Source organism: Mesorhizobium terrae (assembly GCF_008727715.1).
GTDB lineage: Bacteria > Pseudomonadota > Alphaproteobacteria > Rhizobiales > Rhizobiaceae > Mesorhizobium > Mesorhizobium terrae.
In genome coordinates, this window is the sequence record NZ_CP044218.1 from 3474396 (window position 1) to 3486786 (window position 12391).

The 12391-nt window shown below is 64.2% G+C and carries 11 protein-coding genes; 4 read left to right on the forward strand and 7 right to left on the reverse strand.

The window, feature by feature from the left end; all coding sequences use genetic code 11:
• The first annotated feature begins 79 nt into the window (after positions 1-79).
• The 4 genes from FZF13_RS18005 (at position 80) to FZF13_RS18020 (ending at position 3546) form a co-directional block, all read left to right on the forward strand.
• A complete protein-coding gene (locus tag FZF13_RS18005; RefSeq protein ID WP_024923574.1) occupies positions 80-796 on the forward strand; it encodes a GntR family transcriptional regulator in 717 nt (238 codons plus the stop codon).
• A complete protein-coding gene (locus FZF13_RS18010) occupies positions 789-1139 on the forward strand; it encodes a TIGR04076 family protein (RefSeq protein WP_024923573.1) in 351 nt (116 codons plus the stop codon). The genes FZF13_RS18005 and FZF13_RS18010 overlap by 8 nt, the downstream gene beginning before the upstream one ends.
• 10 nt (positions 1140-1149) lie before the next feature.
• Complete coding sequence (locus tag FZF13_RS18015) at positions 1150-2199, forward strand: aldo/keto reductase (RefSeq protein ID WP_024923572.1); 1050 nt, start codon at positions 1150-1152, stop codon at positions 2197-2199.
• Positions 2200-2280: 81 nt separating this feature from the next.
• Positions 2281-3546, forward strand: a complete 1266-nt coding sequence (locus FZF13_RS18020) for an ABC transporter substrate-binding protein (protein ID WP_024923571.1) — start codon at positions 2281-2283, stop codon at positions 3544-3546.
• Between the two features lie 160 nt (positions 3547-3706).
• Here the strand turns inward: FZF13_RS18020 and FZF13_RS18025 are convergent, their stop codons facing one another.
• The 7 genes from FZF13_RS18025 to FZF13_RS18055 form a co-directional block, all read right to left on the reverse strand.
• Positions 3707-5617: a GGDEF domain-containing protein gene (locus FZF13_RS18025; protein ID WP_024923570.1), complete on the reverse strand. Its 1911-nt coding sequence runs from the start codon at positions 5615-5617 to the stop codon at positions 3707-3709.
• 262 nt (positions 5618-5879) lie between these two features.
• Positions 5880-7634, reverse strand: a complete 1755-nt coding sequence (locus FZF13_RS18030) for an amidohydrolase (RefSeq protein WP_024923569.1) — start codon at positions 7632-7634, stop codon at positions 5880-5882.
• A gap of 60 nt (positions 7635-7694) precedes the next feature.
• Positions 7695-8411 (reverse strand): ABC transporter ATP-binding protein, encoded by a 717-nt coding sequence (locus tag FZF13_RS18035; RefSeq protein WP_024923568.1) that lies wholly within the window; start codon positions 8409-8411, stop codon positions 7695-7697.
• Positions 8392-9156, reverse strand: a complete 765-nt coding sequence (locus tag FZF13_RS18040) for an ABC transporter ATP-binding protein (protein ID WP_024923567.1) — start codon at positions 9154-9156, stop codon at positions 8392-8394. The genes FZF13_RS18035 and FZF13_RS18040 overlap by 20 nt, the downstream gene beginning before the upstream one ends.
• Positions 9153-10157: a branched-chain amino acid ABC transporter permease gene (locus tag FZF13_RS18045; protein WP_024923566.1), complete on the reverse strand. Its 1005-nt coding sequence runs from the start codon at positions 10155-10157 to the stop codon at positions 9153-9155. The genes FZF13_RS18040 and FZF13_RS18045 overlap by 4 nt, the downstream gene beginning before the upstream one ends.
• The gene (locus FZF13_RS18050; protein ID WP_024923565.1) at positions 10157-11020 is read right to left on the reverse strand and encodes a branched-chain amino acid ABC transporter permease; all 864 of its coding nucleotides are present in this window, start codon (positions 11018-11020) and stop codon (positions 10157-10159) included. The genes FZF13_RS18045 and FZF13_RS18050 overlap by 1 nt, the downstream gene beginning before the upstream one ends.
• A 126-nt stretch (positions 11021-11146) precedes the next feature.
• The gene (locus FZF13_RS18055; protein WP_024923564.1) at positions 11147-12319 is read right to left on the reverse strand and encodes an ABC transporter substrate-binding protein; all 1173 of its coding nucleotides are present in this window, start codon (positions 12317-12319) and stop codon (positions 11147-11149) included.
• Positions 12320-12391: the final 72 nt, after the last annotated feature.

Below are 12391 nucleotides of genomic sequence, written 5' to 3' on the forward strand. Positions count from 1 at the left end.
TTCGAATGGTGGACAAAATGCCTGATCGCAAGAACCGTCGCGCGCCGATTTCCGTCCGCTCCTTGGTCGCAGGTGCGGCGTGAGCAGGCGTGGTGCTCTTTCGCCCGTAGGCCGCGAAACCCTGCATGATCGCGTCTACGCCGAGATGCGCCGCTCGCTGATCCACGGTATGTTCGACGCGGGCCAAATGATGCGCATCGTGGATCTCGCCGAGACCCTGGAGACCAGCACGATGCCCGTGCGCGAGGCTCTGGGCCGTCTGGTCTCGGAACAGGCACTGGAAGCCTTGCCCAATCGATCCGTTAGGGTGCCGCTGATCACGCGCGAAAGGCTGGAAGATCTGGCCCGCGCGCGTTGCCTGATCGAAGGGCAGGTCACCGCGCTGGCTTCGTCCAATCTTGCCGCTTCCGATTTCGAAGAGCTGCGTCGGTTGACGGCGGCGTGCGAGGCCGCCTTCGCCAGCAGCGATCGCGACAAGGCGCATAAGACTTCCGAACTCAACCACGCCTTCCATTTCTACATTTATCGCGCCGCCGGTTCGGCGGTGCTGATCCCGATCGTGGAAAGCCTCTGGTTGCAATCCGGCCCCTATGTGCGCGCCGCCGCCCAGATCCATGACGGGAACCGTGACATCCCGGCCACCCATCACCACTGGGCGCTGATCGACGCCCTGGAGCGCCGCGACGTTGCGGGCTCGGTAAAGGCGCTGACCGACGACATCACGCGCTCCTTCAACTTGATCCGAGGGCGTCTCGATGCCGAGGATGCGGACAAGCAGAAGCTGCGGCATGGTTGAGCGGCACGACGATTCCTTCGAGCTTTACGACCTGCGCGTCGAGGTGACGGCGCCGGAAGGCGGGCCCATCTATTGTGGCGCCAAGGTTGGCGACTATTTCGAGATGCGCGGGGAGATGCTGCATCTTCCGCCTGGGCAAGGCTTCTCGATCTATTCGTTGGCGGCGTTGCTGCCGCTTCTGCCGGCCAAGCAGAGGCCAACCCACAAGAACGACTGGATGACGACGGACGCGGAAGTCGCCTGTCCGGATCCCAATTGCAGCTCGCGGTTTCGCATTACCCGAACCGGCCTGCGCCGCTTCAGCCACGCTGAAACCACCGCGGTGCCGCTGAAGGACCACTGAGACGAACAGCATGCAGAGAACAAGACTGGCGCCGGACTACGAGATTTCGCGGGTTATCCGCGGCGGCTGGCAGATGGCCAGCGGCCATGGAGCCGCGCGCAGCGACGATCCCGTGGCAGACATGATCGCATTCGTCGATGCCGGCATCACCACCTTCGACTGTGCTGACATCTACACTGGGGTGGAAGAGCTGATCGGTCGCTTCCGGTTGCGCTACCGGGATATGCGCGGGCAGACCGCGCTCGACCGCATCAAGGTTCACACCAAGTTCGTGCCCGACCTCGACGTGCTGCCGCGCATCACCAAAGCCTACGTTGAAGGCGTCATCGATCAGTCGCTGAAGCGCCTCAACCTCGATCGGCTCGACCTCGTGCAGTTCCACTGGTGGGATTATGAAGCGTCGCGCTGGCTGGAGACGGCGGGCTGGCTGGAAGAGCTGAGGCGCGCCGGCAAGATCGACAAGATCGGCGGCACCAATTTCGACACCGGCCATGTCGAGGAGATCGTAGCTTCAGGCGTGCCCTTGACCTCCATGCAGGTGCAATATTCCTTGCTCGACGCCAGACCGGCCAAACGAATGGCGGCGCTGGCCGCCGAAAAAGGCTTCTCGCTGCTCTGCTATGGCACCGTCGCCGGCGGTTTTCTGGGTGACCGTTGGCTCGGTGCGCCGGAGCCGGTCGAACCCTACGAGAACCGTTCACTCGTCAAATACAAGCTGATCATCGACGATTTCGGCGGCTGGGACTTGTTCCAGCGCCTGTTGCGGACCTTGCGAACCATAGCCGATCGCCATGACGTCGATATAGCCACGATTGCCAGCGCGGCGATGCTCCTGCGTCCGGCGGTGGCTGGCGTCATCGTCGGCGCTCGTAGCCGCGCGCATCTGGCTTCCAACCTCGCGATTGCCGACATCGTTCTGACCGCCGAGGATCAGCAACAGATAGCTGCCGTGCTTGCCGAGGCGCATGAACTTGAAGGCGATGTCTACGCGCTCGAGCGCGATCGTGAAGGCCGCCACGGATCGATCATGAAATACAACCTGAACAAGGGAGCGGCCTGACGCCAGCTTGCCAGCTAAATCCGTCTTTGCAGACCAAAACAAGGCCGTGTCGGCAGCAGGGCCACAACAAAGGGGAATGACATGAAGAACTATCTTTTCGCCACCACCGTGCTGACTGCACTTGCCGCTTCTTCCCTTCCAACGCTTGCCGCCGATTGCGACATCACCGTCGGCCTCGTCATGGAGCTCACGGGTCCTGCTGGCGAATACGGACAGGCCGGTGCGAAATCGGTCGAGATGGCTTTCCGCGATTTCAACGAAGCCGGTGGTGTTGGCGGCTGCAAATTGATCACCGATACGCGTGATAGCCAGAGCCAGGGTAATGTCGCGGTCGATCAGGCGACCCAGCTCGTCAACATCAAGAAAGTGCCGGTGATCATCGGCGGCATCATCTCGTCGGTGTCGATCCCGATCCTGACCTCGGTAACCGCGCCGGCCGGTGTCGTGCAGGTGTCGCCGGCCTCGTCCTCCCCAACGCTGACGACGCTTGGAAAGGACGGCAAGACCAATGGTGTGTTCTTCCGCACCATCACCTCCGATGCCCTGCAGGGCACCGCCGCAGCGAAATATGCGATCGACCAGGGCCTGAAGAAGCTCGCCATCATCCATGTCAACAACGACTTCGGCGTCAACATGGTCAAGGAATTCGCCGACGCCTACAAGAAGCTCGGCGGCACCATCACCTCGACGACACCCTACAACGAGAAGCAGGCGAGCTATTCCGCGGAAGCCAGCGCAGCCATGGCGGGCGAGCCGGAAGCGCTCTATCTGGTCAGCTACCCGGTCGATGGTGCGACAATCGCCCGCGCCTGGATTTCCGGCGGCGGAGCCCAGAAATTCCTGCTCAATGACGGCATGAATTCGGCCGAGTTCATCGACGCGGTCGGCGCGCAGTATCTGAAAGAGGCCTATGGGACGTCGTCCGGCACCAGCAAGACGGCGTCGACCGATTATTTCTACGGCGCTTATGAGGCCTTCTCAGGCGGTATCAAGCCGGACGCCCCTGCCGCCGACCGTTCCTACGATGCGGGCGCGATCGTGGCGCTGGCGATAGCCAAGGCCGGCAGGGGCGATGCCGCCGCGATCAAGGCGGCCATTCCGGAAGTTGTCGCGGCAGGTGGCGCACCGATCCATGCCGGCAAGGCGGAATTCACCAAGGCGCTGGCGCTGATCAAGGAGGGCAAGCCGGTGAAGTATGAGGGGGTCATCGGCCCGGTCTCCTTCGACCAGTATGGCGACATCACCGGCCCGTTCCGCCTGTGGAAGATAAAGGACGGCAAGGTCGAGACTGTTGGCGAGATGAGCGCCGACGCGGTCGCCAAGACCAAGGCGGAAATGCAAAAATAGCAGATCGCCGGCCACCCCTGCTGAAACAGGTTTTCGGCAGGGGTGGCTCAGTGACCTGCTGGTTTGCCTTGCGGTGCGAAGCCGCAGCGAGGCATTTGGTCCCTGGACATCCGGCATAGCCGGCGATGTCGCAATTCCCCCATCGCAACACAGCTGCCCTCTAACGGCTGCCGCGGATCGGCATGCGCCTTCCGCCTTCGGCGCTAGCCTGGCGTCGCACAACGTCGGGTGCGACCGACACGCGGTTACGACCGTCGGATTTGGCCTGGTACAGCGCCCTGTCTGCGCGTTCGACCAGGTGGCGCCAGTCGCGGGGGCTGCGCTGGCCGCAGGCGACGCCGAAGCTGGCGGTGATGGCGAGCTGAGCACCGCCGGGAATGGTGAAGCGATGTCCCTGCAGCGTCATGCGGATGCCCTCGGCGAGGTGGGCGGCATGGTCGATGTCGGGACAGGCAAACAAGAGCGCGAACTCCTCGCCACCGAAGCGGGCGACGACGCCGCCGGCTGGCGTCTCACGCTTCAGCAATGTCGCGGTGTCGACCAGCACCCGGTCGCCGGCGAGATGGCCATGGCTGTCGTTGATGTTCTTGAAATGGTCGATGTCGACCATCACCAGACACAGCGTTTCGTCAGCGGGCAGCCTGCCGCCGCCATTCTGGGCGATATGGTCCAGCGTGCGTCGGTTCAACACGCCGGTCAGGCCGTCGGTCTCGGCCTGCACCCTGAGCTCGCTGGTCAGCGAGGCGCGCTCGCGCATCCTATCCTGCAACACGTCGATGGCATTGAACAGGCGCACGATCTCGCCGGCACCGCCGAGATCGGCGCGCGCGGCTGGCGGGCGATCCTCGGCCAGGCCAATCACCTCCTCATGCGCCTGCAGCAGCGGGCGGAAGACGTCGCGGCGCACAGCCAAAAGCACGCCGATCAAGACCGCGAGAATGACCGCCGTTGCCAATGCCACGGCAAGGAAGAGGCGCAAAGCGCCGTCACGCTCCATCGAGAAGCGCGACACCATTTCGTCGAGGAAGGCCATGCGGTAGTCCTCGATCGGCTTCATGGTCGGCACGAAGCGCGTGGTCAGATCGGTCGCGGTGATCGAGTAGTTGGTGGAATCCTTGCCTTCCTTGATGACCTTGTCGATGAGGTCCATGCCGACGCCAAAGAACAGCGCGTCGATGGCGGCCTGGTTCTTGGCGAGGTCGGGCACGGCGTTGAGCGCGGTCTGGCTGTGCAGCATCTGCCAGATTTCGTAGATGCGACCCTGGCTCTGGCGCGCGTCGATGATGTTGGGCAGTGGGATACGCTGGTGCGAGGCAAGCGGCGCGATCACCTCGGAGGCCGCCCGGCCGCCATATTCGCGCAGATCCGCGAGCATCTGGCCGATGAGCGCCGGCGCCGCCAGTCCGCTGTCGTGGCTGATCAACTCGTTTGAGCGCCACGTCACTACGGAGCGAAAGCGGTCCGAAACGTCGAACATCGCCTCAATCGCCTGCTGCATCGCCCGAAGCTTGGCCTCGTCGCCCTTGGAGGCCTGGACTTGGTCGACCTTGTCCCTTGCCTCGGCCAGCGCCGCCGTGACAGCCGCGAGAAGCGCGGACGGCACCGGATGGTCATGGAGCAGGAAAGGCACCTCCGGCGCAGCGGCCAGACCAGCGAGAGCGGCGTCGCTGCGGGCGCGGAAATCCGCCAGGCGCTTCAGGGAGGCATCGCTGGGCGAGGGGCTCTCCGACATGACGTTGTTGGCTGGTCCGCGCTCGGCTGAAAGGAAATTCGCGGCATCGAGAATTTGGCGATAATACTGGATGTCGTAGAGGTTCTGCCTGGCCTCGGCGAAATCATTCCACGCCCGCGACAGGATCATGGTGGCCAGCACTGTTGCGCAGAGCACAGCCAGGCCAATGCTGAACGACAGTTTCGGATAGAGGCTCTGGTCGCGGTTCAACCGGCGCAGGCGCAGCCGTAGCGCGTCGAGCGACCACCGGGTTTCGGCGCGGCGCCGGCGCGAGCCGAAAGGCGTGGCCGCGGCGTTGGCGGACGCTGCCTCTGGGCTCTGGGAGTTGGTCTGCATCATTGAAGGATCGGCCTGAAACGGTACGCTGTCTTACTGCACGTTCTAACGACCCCCACCTTTCGTTTGGTGAAGACGGTTGGTTAAATCGGAGTTAGCGGGTCTCTGCGCCTTTTCAGTGACAGTATGATATTGCATCGGGCGCCGCTTGTCAGCGGCGGCGGTGTTTCGCTCCGGGCGCCAACGTTCGGCTGCGTCGCCACTCAATGGCGCTCACCAAACCGAAGGAACGGCCCGTCGCCGGGTCGACGGCGGGCCGAAACGATTATTGCGGTCTGGCTTCGTAGACCTTCTTGCCTCCATACATGGTCCAGACAACCTTGGTGTCGCCGATCTCCTTGGCGGAGACTGACAGCACGTCGCGATCGACCAGCGCGAAGTCCGCGGCCTTGCCGGGCTCGATCGACCCGATGCGGTCGGCGCGACGCAACGCCTTGGCCGCGTTGATCGTGTAGGCGTAGAGCATCGCCTCCGCGCTCACCGCCTCCTTGTCGAGCAACACCCCCTTAGGCCCCTCGCGGTTCATCGCCGTGCGGATGGCCAGGAAGGGATTGGGCGAGGACACCGGCCAGTCGCTAGCGCCGGCGATGGTGGCACCGGCCTTGAGCAGCGAATTGGCCGGATAGATCCACTGCATGAAGGCCGGGTCGAGATAAGGCTCCAGCATGTCGGTGGTGAACTCGTCCTTCAGCGCCCAGATCAACTGCATGGCGGCGATGACGCCCAGTTGCTTGAAGCGGGGGACGTCCTGCGGCTGTACGATTTCGAGATGGGTGATAGTGTGCGGAATGCCGCTGTCGCCATTCGTCTTGCGTGCCGCCTCGATGCCATCCAGTGCCTCGGTCACCGCGCGATCGCCGATCGCGTGAATGTGGACGAGGGCGCCGCGCTTGTCGGCTTCCGTCACCAGCGCCTTGAACTTGTCGGTGCCGATCACCTCCGGTCCTGGCGTGCCGAGGTTCTTGTAAGGCTTGGACAGCGACGCGGTCTGAGCCGGATATTCGATGACGCCGTCGGCGAAGATCTTGATGCCGCCTACCATCAAACGGTCGCTCTTGGGGTATTTGGTGGCCAGCGTGTCATAGACCTCCATGGCTTGCGGACCGCTGGCCGCGTTGAGCAGCGCCATGCCGGTGACATGCGCGGTCAACTCGCCATTGTCGGCCAAAGCCTTGTAGGCCGGCAGGATGCCTTCCTGTTCCTTCGTCGGCGAGGCGCTGAAGATGGCGCCCGTGGGCTCCACATTGACGATCGGGTCGAGCCAGGCGGTGATGCCGTCGCCGTTCATCTCCTTGACGGCGGCGCGTAGGGCTTCCTTCTGAGCCTCGAGCGGAACCGGTGGCAGCGCCGTCAGCACCTTGTCCCAGCCAGCATCGGCGACAAAACCGTTCGGCGCGCCATCCGCGCCTAGCGTGTAGAATTTGCGGTCGGCCTCGGCGAGACCGTCGACGAAGTCCTTGGTGACTCCGGCGCGGGTCAGCAGTGCCTTGTTGGCCCAGCCGGTATGCCCGTCTGAGCCGACCAGCACGACCGGCATCTTGTCGTAAGGGGCCGCGTTGAACAGCCCGTCGAGTTCCGCCGGTTGCCAGTAAGCGGCGGTGATGACGCCGAGGCGCAGGACATCGCCCACCAAACCGCGTTTGTTGTCGATCGATTCCGTTGCGAACTTGCCGAGCTCCGCGATGGCGCGGCTTTCCTCGGGCAGGATCGCCGAGACCGAATTGAACCCGGCGAACAACGCGTGGACGTGGGCGTCGATCAGGCCGGGCAGCAGCATGCCGCCGCCGAGGTCGATCTTTTCCGCGTCCGCCGAGGCCGCCTTTTCGACATCGGCGAGCTTGCCGACGGCAAGGATGTTGCCATCGCGGATTGCCACCGCTTCGGCGCTCGGCGCCGCGGTGTTGGCGGTGAATACCTTGCCGTTGGTCAGGATCATGTCGGCCGCGAGGGCCAGGCTGGGCATCGACAGACCAGCCAGAAGTGCGCCTATGAAGCCGGCGCCGGCTTTGCTTAGTGTCAAGACACGTTCACTCCCTTTCGTTTCGGTTGCCTTCCACGGACCGAACCAGGGCCGTGCGCCCTAGTGCAGTCCGCCCACTCCCAGCAGCCGCTCGACCGTCGAGTGGTCCGCTGCAAGTTCCTGCGGCGTGCCCCGCCAGGCGATGCGTCCCCGTTCGAGCACGATCACCTGGTCGGCGAAGTCGAGCGCGCTCTGGATACGCTGCTCGACAAGCACGATCGTCATGTCTCCCTGTTTGGCGAGGGTGGCGAAAGCCGCCATCAGTTCGTCGCAGATCACCGGAGCGAGGCCCTCGAGTGGCTCGTCCAGTAACAGCAGCGTCGGTTGTCCGAGGATAGAGCGTGCCGTCGACAGCATCTGCTGCTCGCCGCCCGACAGCTGCGAGCCGAGATTGCGCCGCCGTTCCGCCAAGCGCGGGAACATCCAATAGGCTTCCGCGATTGCCTCCCTGGGCCTTCCCTTGAGGCCGACGAACAGATTTTCCTCGACGGTAAGGGTTGGAAAGACCCAGCGTGCTTGCGGCACATAACCCACACCCTTGAGCGCACGCTGAGCCGTGGCGAGGCCGGTGATGTCGGCGCCGCCGATACTGATCGAGCCGCCGATATGGCGGGTCAGGCCTGCCAGTGTCGCCAGCAGGGTGGTCTTGCCCATGCCGTTGCGGCCAAGCACCGCCAGGCGCGCGCCGGCGGGCACGGAAAGCGAGACATCTTCCAGCACCCGTGTCGGGCCATAGCCGGCCGACAGGCCGGTGACCTCAAGCGGCGCGGCCGGCATCGGCATAGCTCCCAAGATAGGCTTCGCGCACGCGCTGGTCGTGTGTCACATCCGAAGGCGATCCGTCGAAGATGATGGTGCCGGCGGCGAGAACGACCACGCGCCTGGCAAAGCGGAAGACGAGATCCATGTCGTGCTCGATCATCAAGACGGCAAGATCGGCGGGCAGGCCGGCAAGAGCTGCCTCGATGCGGCCAGTGTCGCTCTGCGGCACGCCAGCGGCCGGTTCGTCGAGCAGCAGCACTTTCGGCTTCAGCGCCAGCGCCATGGCGATCTCCAAGAGCCGTTGCTGGCCATAGGCGATCTCGCGCACTTTGCGGTGCGCCTGGGTCTCCAGGCCGAGCGCGGCCAGCAGCGTATTGGTCTCCGCCATCACTTCCGGACGATCCAGATAGCTGCCGGTCATGTTGTTGGCGCGACCGTCGCGCTGGAGGATGGCCAGCGCGATATGTTCGGCCGGGCTCATGTCCTGGAACAGCCGCGTCACCTGGAAGGAGCGGACCAGCCCGCGCCTGACGCGCTCGGCGGGTCCGCTGCGGGTCAGGGTTTCGCCAGCCATCAGCACCTCGCCGGCGTCGGGCTTCAGATTGCCGGTCACCAGATTGACGAAGGTGGTCTTGCCGGCGCCATTGGGCCCGATCAGCGCGACACGGTCGCCGGGACGGAGCGACAGCGAGACATTGTCGGTGACGGCGAGGCCGCCGAAGGATTTCTTCAGGTTGCGGACTTCGAAGACCGGGGTCATGGCCGCTCCCCGCCTCGGCGCGAGAAGCGGTCGGCGAGCGTGCCATAGAGACCCTTCGGCGCGAACAGCACGACAGCGACAAGCAGCGCGCCGACGATGGTCAGCCAGTGGAACGGGTTGGCCGCCGCGACGAAATCCTCGAACAGCATGAAGATCACCGTGCCGGCCAGCGCGCCGAACAGCGAACCGGTGCCACCGAGAACGAGCATGACGAGGGCCTCGGCCGACTGCGTGAATGACAGGCTGTCCAGCGCGACCACCTGCGTCGAGATTGCGCTGAGCGCTCCGCCGACGCCGGCGACGCCACCGGAGAGGACGAACATCCTCAACAGGGTCGCATTGGGCGATGCGCCCATCGCTCGGATGCGCACCGGGTCTTCCTTGGCTCCGCGGCACAACATGCCAAAGGGGGAACGCACGACGATGCGCAGGACAATGAAGACGATCACCAGCAGCGCAACGCCATAGGCATAGGCCGTGCGGCTCCACAGGTCGAAGGCGAACAGGCCGAACAATGGAGCCGGCATGATGCCGGACAACCCGTCGCTGCCGCCGCTCCACGACGTCGTCTTGTTGGCGAATTCGTGGAACAGATGGACGAGCGCGATCGACAGGACCAGTTGCGGCAGGCCGTGGGCGCGCAGGATAACCAGCCCGCAAACGAGGCCGGCGACCATGCCGCCAGTGAGGCCGGCCAGCGTCATCGCAAACGGGTCAGTGATGCCGAAATGGACTGCGCCGATGCCGGCCGCATAGGCACCGGCGCCGAACAGCGCCGCCTGGCCGAGCGTGGCGATGCCGCCATAGCCGGTGACGAGGTCGAGCGAGAGCACCAGCAAGGCGATGGCGACGACGCGGGTCAGGAGGGCGAGGTTGTTGGGAAACACGAGATAGCCGATGGCGGCGATCAGGAGAATGGCGGCGACGCCGGCGAGGTCACCGGCGATGGCGCGTCTGCCTTTCGGCGCGGCCGCGGCGTCGGTGTTGGTTACCACCGACATCAGCCGCGCCTCCCAGCCAGGCCGCGCGGGAACAAGCATACGATGGCGATGACGGCCAGATAGAAAAAGAACTCGCCGAATTCCGGCATCCAGTAGCGACCGGCCGTATCGATGCCGCCGAGGAGCAGGCAGGCGGCGAGCGCGCCGGGGATAGAGCCGGTGCCGCCGACCGAGACCACGACCAGGAACGTCACCATGTAGCGCAGCGCGTAATAAGGCTCGACTGGCAGCAGTTCCGCGCCGAGGACGCCGCCGAGCGCGGCGAGGCCGACGGCGATGGCAAAGGAGACCGCGTAGACGATCTCGGTGCGCACGCCGAGCGCCGCAGCCATCGATGCATTGTCGACGGAGGCGCGCAGCTTGATGCCGAAACCGGTGCGCTCGATGGCCAACCAGAGTGCCGCTGCAATGGTTAAGCCGGCAACAATGGCGAAGACCTTGTGCGCGGCGATGGAGCGGAAACCGAGGTCGACCGAACCTTGCAGCGCATGGGGCAAGGGGATGGTCTTTAGCGTCGGGCCGAAGACGTAGTTGGCGATGCCGATGATCATGAAGGTGATGCCGATGGTCATCAGCACCTGGGTGAGTTCCGGCGCGCTATAGATGCGCCGGTAGAGCAGTCGCTCGATCGGCGCCGCGATGACGATGGTGCCGAAAACGGCGAGCAGGATGGCCACGGCGTAGCCGAGACCGAGCGACTGCGCCGCATAGGAGGCGATGTAGCCGCCGATCATGGCGAAGGCGCCATGGGCGAGGTTGACCACGCGCATCAGCCCCATCGTCACCGACAGGCCGATGGAAATGACGAACAGCACCATGCCGTAGGCAAGCGCGTCGACGGCGACGCTGAAGACAGTCTGCATTACGCACCTCCCTTCGCGCATCCTGCGCCAGGATCATGTCGGCGTCGATGGATGGTCAAGCCACAGGGATCGGCAGCCCGCCGCGCGTTAGGATGGCAGCGGCGGGACGGCCGGGCTCGAACAGGCCTATTTCTTGGCGGCGAGGCCAGGATCGCCCTGCTTTTCGAAAGTGCGGATTTCCTTGTTGTAGTAGGTTCCGTCCGCTGCCTTGGTGACTTCGCGCAGATAGATGTTCTCGACGATGTGCCGGCTTTCCGGGTCGATGGAGACCGGGCCGCGCGGGCTCGTCCAGGACAGGCCCTTGACGGCACCGACCGCCTTCTCGGCATCCTGCTTGCCGCCGGTTGCCTCAATCATCTTGTAGATGACGTGCATGCCGTCATAAGCGCCGACCGCCGGGAAGGAGAGTTCGGCCTGGTTGCCGATCGCCTTGCTCGCCGCCGTCACGAAGGCCTTGTTTTCGGGTGAGTCATGCGAGACGGCATAATGGAACGTCGTCTGCAGGCCGAGCGCGCTTTCGCCGAGCGCCGGCAGGTCGGATTCCTGGGTCAGGTCGCCTGGCGCGAAGAACTTGATGCCGGCCGCCTTCAGGCCGTTCTCGTTGTAGGCCTTGACGAAACCGAGCGTGGGCGGGCCGGAGGGCAGGAACACGAACAGCCCATCGGCACCGGAATCCTTGATACGCTGCATGATCGGGGAGAAGTCGGCGGTCGACATCGGCATGCGCAACTGTTCGACCACAGCGCCGCCGGCCTTCTCGAAGCCGGCCTTGAAGGCCGCTTCCGCGTCATGGCCGGGCGCATAGTCGGCGACGACGGTGACGACCTTCTTGGCACCGTCGTCGAAAGCCACCTGAGCCATCGGCGACACGGTCTGCCAGATGGTGAAGGAGGTGCGCACCACATAAGGGCTCTTGGTGACGATCGCCGAGGCGGCGGCGTTCATCACCACCATCGGCACATTGGCCTGCTGGAGCAGCGGAGTGGCCGCCATCGCGTCCGGCGTGAAATAGAAACCGCCCAGATACTGTACGCCTTCCTTGACGATCAACTCCTGCGCCAGCGCCTTCGATTGCGCCGGATCAGCCTGCGGTACGTCGCGATAAATGATCTCGACCTCGTGGTTGCCGACCTTGTGGCCATTGATGGCCACATAGGCGTCGATGCCTGCCTTGAAGTTCTTGCCCTGTAGGGCGAAGGGGCCGGAAAACGGGCCAACGATGCCGACCTTGATCGTGTCGGCATAAGCGGCACTGCTCATGGCCGCGGCCAAAAGCGCGGCCGAAAGCAAGCGTTTCATGATTCCTCCCTCATCGACGACCTTCGGGTCTTTCCAGAAACTTTGACAGACGATTCGGTAATGTAAAATGAA

Bases quoted from the DNA above. Each gene is read 5' to 3' on its own strand.
- FZF13_RS18015 (WP_024923572.1), top strand. From the start codon at position 1,150: ATGCAGAGAACAAGACTGGCGCCGGACTACGAGATTTCGCGGGTTATC.
- FZF13_RS18050 (WP_024923565.1), bottom strand. From the start codon at position 11,020: ATGCAGACTGTCTTCAGCGTCGCCGTCGACGCGCTTGCCTACGGCATG.
- FZF13_RS18035 (WP_024923568.1), bottom strand. From the start codon at position 8,411: ATGCCGGCCGCGCCGCTTGAGGTCACCGGCCTGTCGGCCGGCTATGGC.
- FZF13_RS18045 (WP_024923566.1), bottom strand. From the start codon at position 10,157: ATGTCGGTGGTAACCAACACCGACGCCGCGGCCGCGCCGAAAGGCAGA.
- FZF13_RS18020 (WP_024923571.1), top strand. From the start codon at position 2,281: ATGAAGAACTATCTTTTCGCCACCACCGTGCTGACTGCACTTGCCGCT.
- FZF13_RS18010 (WP_024923573.1), top strand. From the start codon at position 789: ATGGTTGAGCGGCACGACGATTCCTTCGAGCTTTACGACCTGCGCGTC.
- FZF13_RS18040 (WP_024923567.1), bottom strand. From the start codon at position 9,156: ATGACCCCGGTCTTCGAAGTCCGCAACCTGAAGAAATCCTTCGGCGGC.
- FZF13_RS18025 (WP_024923570.1), bottom strand. From the start codon at position 5,617: ATGATGCAGACCAACTCCCAGAGCCCAGAGGCAGCGTCCGCCAACGCC.
- FZF13_RS18055 (WP_024923564.1), bottom strand. From the start codon at position 12,319: ATGAAACGCTTGCTTTCGGCCGCGCTTTTGGCCGCGGCCATGAGCAGT.